Source organism: Paenibacillus camelliae, from assembly GCF_023715345.1.
Taxonomy (GTDB): domain Bacteria; phylum Bacillota; class Bacilli; order Paenibacillales; family Paenibacillaceae; genus Pristimantibacillus; species Pristimantibacillus camelliae.
In genome coordinates, this window is the sequence record NZ_JAMBNY010000019.1 from 68,396 (window position 1) to 76,243 (window position 7,848).

At 44.4% G+C, this 7,848-nt stretch carries 6 protein-coding genes and 1 rRNA gene; all 7 read right to left on the reverse strand.

All coding sequences use genetic code 11. From position 1 onward, the window contains the following. Positions 1–57: 57 nt before the first annotated feature. A complete protein-coding gene (disA, locus tag M3180_RS20490) occupies positions 58–1,134 on the reverse strand; it encodes a DNA integrity scanning diadenylate cyclase DisA (protein WP_251670955.1) in 1,077 nt (358 codons plus the stop codon). A 15-nt stretch (positions 1,135–1,149) separates the two neighbouring features. Next, a complete protein-coding gene (radA, locus tag M3180_RS20495; protein ID WP_251670957.1) occupies positions 1,150–2,517 on the reverse strand; it encodes a DNA repair protein RadA in 1,368 nt (455 codons plus the stop codon). Between the two features lie 214 nt (positions 2,518–2,731). Then, a complete protein-coding gene (gene clpC / locus M3180_RS20500) occupies positions 2,732–5,173 on the reverse strand; it encodes an ATP-dependent protease ATP-binding subunit ClpC (protein ID WP_251670959.1) in 2,442 nt (813 codons plus the stop codon). After that, entirely contained in the window at positions 5,170–6,249 is a 1,080-nt protein-coding gene (mcsB, locus tag M3180_RS20505; protein ID WP_251670961.1) for a protein-arginine kinase McsB, read from the reverse strand. Before mcsB ends, clpC begins: the two co-directional genes overlap by 4 nt. Before the next feature lie 31 nt (positions 6,250–6,280). Further along, positions 6,281–6,808, reverse strand: coding sequence for a protein-arginine kinase activator protein McsA (gene mcsA, locus M3180_RS20510; RefSeq protein WP_251670962.1), 528 nt, complete (start codon positions 6,806–6,808; stop codon positions 6,281–6,283). Between the two features lie 20 nt (positions 6,809–6,828). Then, complete coding sequence (locus tag M3180_RS20515; RefSeq protein ID WP_251670964.1) at positions 6,829–7,287, reverse strand: CtsR family transcriptional regulator; 459 nt, start codon at positions 7,285–7,287, stop codon at positions 6,829–6,831. 477 nt (positions 7,288–7,764) lie between these two features. Then, a 5S ribosomal RNA gene (rrf, locus tag M3180_RS20520) occupies positions 7,765–7,848 on the reverse strand; the annotation flags it as partial.

The following is a 7,848-nucleotide window of genomic DNA, read 5'->3' on the forward strand; positions in this document are numbered from 1 at the left end:
CTCGCTACATTGGTTGTGTGTATTGTATTTCTGCACATCCAATTAATTGTAGGGGTTTTAGATTTGTCTGTCAATGAACACTTGCTCCTGTATACGTCTGAGTCCATCACGAATGGATCGTGCACGTACTTCTCCAATGCCTTCAACAGCATCTAATTCGTCAGCAGATGCCAATAATATAACCGAAAGCTTGCCGAACCTCTCAACCAAATTGTTCATAATCGCTTGCGGTAGCCTTGGAATCTTCGCTAAAATCCGATATCCTCTAGATGAAACAGCCTCATCACCTTGCAATACGTTAGATGAATAGCCTAATAATTTCACAATATTCAGTGCATCAAGCAACTCATCATTGTTTAGACGCTTTAGATTGGCTTGCAGCTCTGTCACTTTATTCGGCGTGTATTCTTTAATGTAGTCAGCCATTAGTCGAAGCCCTTCATCCTCTAAGCCAACAATGAGCTCTTCCATTTGCATACGTATTAAGCGGCCTTCCGTTCCAAGCTCATTTACATAGCGTAATATTTCCGTCTTAATACGCTGCAGCAGCTCCCAGCGCTGAAGAACGTACGCCACCTCTTGCAGCGTAACTAGCTCCTCAAACTCCAGTGCAGATAAATTTGTTAATGCTTGACTAAGTACACTTTGATACCGCTCGAGCGTACGAATCGCTTGATTCGCCTTCGTCAATATAAAGCCCATATCCTTAAGAGAATATCTAAGTGACCCTTGGTATAATGTTATAATATTGCGCCTCTGCGAGATTGATACCACTAATTTACCGGTTTGCTTCGCAAAACGCTCAGCTGTCCGATGTCGAATCCCAGTTTCCGTTGATGGGATAGAGCTATTGGGAATAAGCTGAGTGTTAGCGTATAGAATACGCTTAAGGTCCTCACTTAAAATAATTGCTCCATCCATTTTAGCTAGCTCATATAAATAATTCGGTGAATAATCGCAGTTAATAGAAAAGCCACCATCAACGACTTCCTTCACTTCATCACTTAAGCCTACAACAATTAACGCACCTGTTTTAGCACGCAGCACATTCTCCAGTCCATCTCGAAAAGGGGTGCCTGGTGCCACTAATCGTAATAAATTATTCATCGTTTCCTGCTGGTGAATATCCTTCATGATGCTATGCTCCCCCTATTCCAATGCTGCTTTCAATGCTTCTGCGACCGTACTAACACCTACCACTTTTATATCGGCAGGCGGTGTCCATCCTTTTAAGCTTTTTTGTGGCATAATGACACGCTTGAAGCCTAACTTGGCTGCTTCCTTCACCCGCTGCTCTGCGCGTGAAACCGCCCGCACCTCACCTGTTAAGCCAATTTCACCAAAGATAACATCATCCGGCTTTGTCGGCGCATCCTTAAAGCTCGATGCGATACAGACTGCTGCAGCTAGATCGACAGCCGGCTCGTCGAGCTTTACACCGCCTGCAACGTTAAGATAGGCATCCTGTGTTTGCAAGAACATGCCCATTCTTTTTTCGAGCACAGCAATAATAAGTGACATCCGGTGGTGATCTATACCGGTAGACATTCTTCGTGGTGATGGGAAATTTGTAGGTGCAACTAATGCCTGCAGCTCAACAAGCACAGGCCTTGTTCCTTCCATGCTGGCTACAACCGTTGAGCCAGAAACACCAAGTGAACGCTCTGACAGGAAAAGCTCCGAGGGATTGCTTACCTCTCGCAGTCCTTCCTCTCCCATTTCAAAGATGCCGATTTCATTCGTTGAGCCGAAACGATTCTTTACAGCACGCAATAAGCGGTATGTATGATGCCGCTCCCCTTCGAAATATAAAACACAGTCGACCATATGTTCAAGTAATCTTGGACCCGCAATAGCTCCTTCCTTCGTTACATGACCGACAAGAACGGTAGCGATTCCTTTTTGCTTTGCGACCCGCATAAAGTGTGCTGTGCACTCTCTCACCTGAGCAACGCTGCCGGGTGCTGATTCTACGCCTGGATCATATACGGTCTGAATCGAGTCGATCACTAGAAAATTCGGATTCAAATTATCAATCGCATCATTAATATGCTCCATATTCGTCTCACATAATACGTATAAATGCTCAGATAAAGCACCCAGACGATCCGCTCTTAGCTTCGTTTGGCGAACGGATTCCTCGCCGGATATATATAGCACGCTTAGCTCCTTAGAAGCTAGCGCATGAGACGTCTGCAGCAGCAACGTAGATTTACCAATTCCGGGATCCCCACCGACAAGGATAAGCGACCCTGGTACAACTCCGCCGCCCAACACGCGGTTAAGCTCAAGCATAGATGTCTCGATACGTGGCTCCTTCCCACTTTCTATATGTATGATAGAAGTCGGTTTTTCTTTCGTATGAATTCCAGATAAGCCGACACCTTTCGTTTTCGATACCGTTTCCTTAAACTCCACCATCGTGTTCCATGATTGGCAGCCCGGACATTTTCCCATCCAGCGTGGTGATTCCGTGCCGCATTCCGTACAAGCAAATTTCACTTTAACCTTAGCCATGCCAAACTCCTTCTCACGTTCCGATTTCTTATATTTCCATCTTATCATTATCAAGCTAGAAGAAAAAGACACATTCGTATTTCGTCTATTGAACATAAAAAAGCACCCTGTTTCCAGACGACAGATCTAATGATCCATCATTCTGAGTATACAGAGTGCTTAATATTGTGGTTTACTTGTGTTTTGCTTTAATTGGTCCTAATACAATTGCACATTACTCTACAGAAGCCTTAACACTTTTATTGACAACGAGCTGTCCATCCTGTTCATCGATAACGAAGCTGTCACCTTTTTGAATTAAGCCCATCAACAGATCCTCGGATAGTCGGTCCTCGATATGCTTCTGAATTGCTCGACGTAGCGGACGAGCTCCGTATTGTGGGTCGAAGCCTTCCTTGGCAAGGAATTTTTTCGCCGAGTCGGTCAAGCTAAACTCAATTTCCTGCTCTTTTAGACGTTTTGCCAGATCATCCGCCATAAGTGATACGATTTGTGCGATATGCTCCTCTTCAAGAGAATGGAACACAATCGTTTCATCGATACGGTTAATGAATTCTGGGCGGAAGCTTTTCTTCAGCTCCGCTAACACTTTATCTTTCATTACAGCAAATTCACGACCTGAATCGTGTACTGCCGTAAAGCCTAGCGTTGAATTGCGCTTGATCTGATCAGCACCGACGTTAGACGTCATAATGATCAGCGTGTTACGGAAATCAACGAGACGGCCCTTGGAGTCAGTTAGACGACCATCCTCCAGCACCTGTAGCAGGATGTTGAATACTTCAGGATGTGCCTTCTCGATTTCGTCAAGGAGTACGACTGAATATGGTTTGCGGCGTACCTTCTCCGTCAATTGACCGCCTTCCTCATAACCAACATAGCCTGGAGGCGCTCCGACCAGACGGGAAGTCGCATGCTTCTCCATGTACTCGGACATATCAATACGAATAACGGCATTTTCATCGCCAAAGATCGCTTCTGCAAGCGCACGTGCCAGCTCAGTTTTACCAACACCAGTAGGTCCAAGGAAGATAAATGATCCAATTGGACGCTTAGGATCCTTCAGACCAGCGCGAGCTCTACGAATAGCTCTGGATACTGATTTCACCGCCTCCTCTTGACCAATGACACGGTCATGAAGAATGCTCTCCATCTTCAATAGACGCTCCGTCTCTTCTTCTGCTAGCTTAACGACAGGAATTCCTGTCCAGCTTGCTACAACCTGTGCGATATCATCCGGTGTAACTTCAGAATCAGTACGGCCTTGTTTTTCTTTCCACTGATTTTTCGTCGTATCTAGCTCTTCACGAATTTTTTGCTCGGTATCTCTTAAGGCTGCTGCCTTTTCAAACTCCTGGCTTTGTACTGCAGCATCCTTTTCCTTACGGATATTGTCCAGACGTGTTTCTAGCTCTTTCAAATTCGGTGGTACGGTGTACGTGTTCAAACGTACACGAGAGCCTGCTTCATCGATCAAGTCAATCGCTTTATCCGGCAAGAAACGATCGGTAATATAACGATCAGATAGCTTTACCGCTTGCTCGATTGACTCATTGGTAATTTTCACGCGATGATGTGCTTCATAGCGATCTCGTAAGCCATATAAGATCTGAATGGCCTCATCTACCGATGGCTGATCAACGGTAATTGGCTGGAAGCGGCGCTCAAGCGCGGCATCCTTCTCGATATATTTGCGATACTCATCAAGCGTTGTTGCACCGATACATTGCAGCTCGCCACGTGCAAGTGCTGGCTTTAAGATGTTCGATGCATCGATTGCGCCTTCAGCTCCACCTGCTCCGATCAACGTATGCAGCTCATCAATGAATAGAATGATGTTGCCTGCTTGACGAATTTCATCCATAATTTTTTTCAATCGATCCTCGAACTCACCGCGATATTTTGTACCTGCTACAACAGAGCCCATATCCAGTGTCATTACACGCTTATCACGCAGCGTTTCTGGAATTTCATTCGCGATAATCTTTTGAGCAAGACCTTCAGCAATCGCTGTTTTACCTACACCTGGTTCACCGATAAGCACGGGATTGTTTTTCGTTCTCCGGCTCAATACTTGAATGACGCGCTCAATTTCTTTGGAGCGTCCAATTACAGGATCAAGATGACCTTCCTTCGCTGTAGCTGTTAAGTCACGTGCTAGACCATCAAGTGTCGGCGTGTTGATGTTAGATGGTGTATGTTGATGGCTAGATACCGCCTCACTGCTGCCTAGTAGCTGCAGCACCTGCTGTCGCGCTTTATTCAAGCTAATGCCGAGATTATTCAGTACGCGAGCGGCTACACCTTCACCTTCACGAATAAGTCCTAGCAGGATGTGCTCGGTACCCACATACGTATGACCAAGCTTTCTAGCCTCATCCATAGATAGCTCAATAACTTTTTTGGCGCGAGGCGTATAAGCGATGTTGTTAGGCTGCTCTTGTCCACGGCCAATGAGTGCTTCTACTTCATCCTGAATTTTTTCTAAGCCAAGGCCTAGTCCTTGAAGCGCCTTCGCTGCAATGCCTTCACCTTCACGAATGAGCCCTAATAAAATATGCTCTGTTCCGATATTGTTATGACCAAGTCGTACCGCTTCTTCTTGTGCTAATGCCAGCACCTTTTGGGCACGTTCAGTAAATCGTCCAAACATCATTGCGATGCACCTCCATGTTCAAATGTATTCAAATGCTCTCGAATCAATTCAGCCCGTTTTACATCGCGATCATCAGGAGATAGCTTTTCCTCGTATCGCACCTGTAAAAAGCCCGGCTGAGTCATCACAAGCAATTCATTGTAAAGTCGTGGAGAAACCTGAGGCAATATGCCAAGATCTGCTCCTAGTCTAATGTCTGACAATCGCTGAGCTGCTTCTTTAGAATCCATAATGGACGCATGACTCAGAATACCGTAGGAGCGTTTAATACGGTCCTCCAGCCTACGATAGGATTCATTCATTAGTTTACGACGGGCAGCCTTTTCATGTTCAATAATTTGCTTAGCTACACCGTATAAATTATCAATAATTTCTTCCTCAGATTGACCAAGCGTGATCTGATTAGATATTTGAAATAAATTGCCTAATGCTTCACTGCCTTCTCCATACAGCCCTCTTACGGTAAGACCGACCTGTGAAACGGCGGACAAAATCCGATTAATTTGCTGCGTAAGAACAAGTGCTGGCAAGTGCATCATCACTGATGCTCTTAGTCCAGAGCCAACGTTTGTCGGACATGTCGTTAAGTAACCTTTATTCTCATCAAAAGCATACTCGATAGCTGCTTCGTAGCAATCATCGATTTCGTTAGCAATTTTCCACGCTTCACGAATTTGGAATCCCGGATGCAGGCATTGAATTCGCAAATGATCTTCTTCATTAATCATAATGCTGATCGCTTCATTCTCACTTAGCACCACAGCACCTGCACGCGATTCATTGGCTAAGTTAGGACTTATTAGATGCTTCTCTACCAGAACGCGTTTTTCTAATTCGGTTAAATCCTTTAATAAGATTGTAGAAAATGTACCTAACTCATCAAGACCGCCCTTGTCACTAACAGCTGACAGCTGCTCTAGTACTTCATCGGATTGAGCTGTTGTAGCAAGTAACGGAAACGGCTGATGCTGGAGATTGCGCGCTAATCGAATTCTGCTGCTAATGACTACGTCTGATTCAGGTCCTTCACGCATCCATTCACTTTGCGCAGCAGATGAAAATCGATGTTTTGTCACTGTACTCACCCCGATTTCAATCTATTAGTATTTATGAAGACTGCTGCATCTTTCGCTCTAGCTCTCGAATTTCATCTCGAACCGTTGCGGCTTTTTCAAATTCTTCTAATTCTATATAACGATGAAGATCAGCTCTTAGCTGTTCAATTTGTCGTTTACACTGTACTTTAAGTCCAGAACGCTTCGGAATTTTCCCGCTATGCTTCGTATTACCGTGAATTCGCTTCAGCAATGGATCAAGGCGTTCACTAAATGCATCATAGCAATCACTGCAGCCAAAACGTCCAATCTTACTAAATTGCGCATAACTCATTCCGCATGTTTCACAGCGTAACGATTCCTGCGGCTTCAAGCTATTGAGGCCTTTACTTGTGACCGCATCAAAATCCAAAATGCCGGATAGCAAGCTATGGATAGAGAAGCTGTTTGGTGCTCCAGGAATGCCGTCGCCTTTTTCACGTGCACACACTTCGCAAATATGAAACTCTGTCTTTTCTCCATTTACGATTTTTGTGAAATGTAATGTAGATGGTCGTTTTCCACATTCTTGACAGATCATCGCAACTCAACTCCTTGCCTTTATTTCAAAAGCAGCGCAATGAGCATTGCCTTCAGCAGTCTCGCACGAAGCTCATCGCGAAGCGGAAGCTTAATCGAAAGTGTGTCTCGATGAATAGCTACCCGTAGCAAATTTGCTTCTCGTTCACTGAGATGCCCTGCTCCTTCCAGCTGATAAATTAAGCCTTCAGCACAGTTTTGATCAATTTGCGTTCCAATTGCTTGATCAAGATGTAGTTGAATGCCTTTTAATGTTGGTAGCTCGATACGTTGTATTCTGACGTAACCGCCACCGCCACGTTTGCTTTCAACGACGTATCCCTTCTCAAGTGTAAAACGTGTACTAATGACATAATTAATTTGAGAGGGAACACATGAAAATCTTTCGGCCAGATCATTACGCTGAATCTCAACAGCACCACCGCTATTTTCGAGCAATTGCTTCAAATACTGTTCAATGAGATCCGAAATGTTACGCATGACCAACCTCCTCTCACTGTAGTTCATAAATGTTGCTAGATCGCGAATACGAATGTCAGCAGTTTAAGGTTAATCTGACTTTGACTTTCTTTGACCTTGATATTATTATACTAAATCCTCAGAGAAGGTCAATATGTTTGGAATCATTTTTCTGACAATTCAATTTATTGCTAGCCTATCTATAGGATGCTGCTTTTATACTCAAAATATACGTAATGCGGAGCATAAAAGTGTCAATTTGATTTCAGTTCTTCTATATTCGATGTTATAACCTCGAGATCCTCTTCTAGTGTTTCCATTAAAAATGCTGTCTCTTTACCGAATATACTCAATCAGAATCAGATACTCTCCTGGATTATAGCAATGCTTTCCTCATAAAAAGAACCTCACCGACTGAGCTCTACGCAATCACCATACATCACCACTTTATCCGTACAACAAAAAAAGCCTACTGCATACGCAATAGGCTTCCTTCGTGCTTGGCAACGTCCTACTCTCCCAGGACCCTGCGGTCCAAGTACCATCGGCGCTGAAAGGCTTAACGGTCGTGTTCGAGATGGG

Bases quoted from the DNA above. Each gene is read 5' to 3' on its own strand.
- disA (WP_251670955.1), bottom strand. From the start codon at position 1,134: ATGAAGGATATTCACCAGCAGGAAACGATGAATAATTTATTACGATTA.
- radA (WP_251670957.1), bottom strand. From the start codon at position 2,517: ATGGCTAAGGTTAAAGTGAAATTTGCTTGTACGGAATGCGGCACGGAA.
- clpC (WP_251670959.1), bottom strand. From the start codon at position 5,173: ATGATGTTTGGACGATTTACTGAACGTGCCCAAAAGGTGCTGGCATTA.
- mcsA (WP_251670962.1), bottom strand. From the start codon at position 6,808: ATGATCTGTCAAGAATGTGGAAAACGACCATCTACATTACATTTCACA.
- M3180_RS20515 (WP_251670964.1), bottom strand. From the start codon at position 7,287: ATGCGTAACATTTCGGATCTCATTGAACAGTATTTGAAGCAATTGCTC.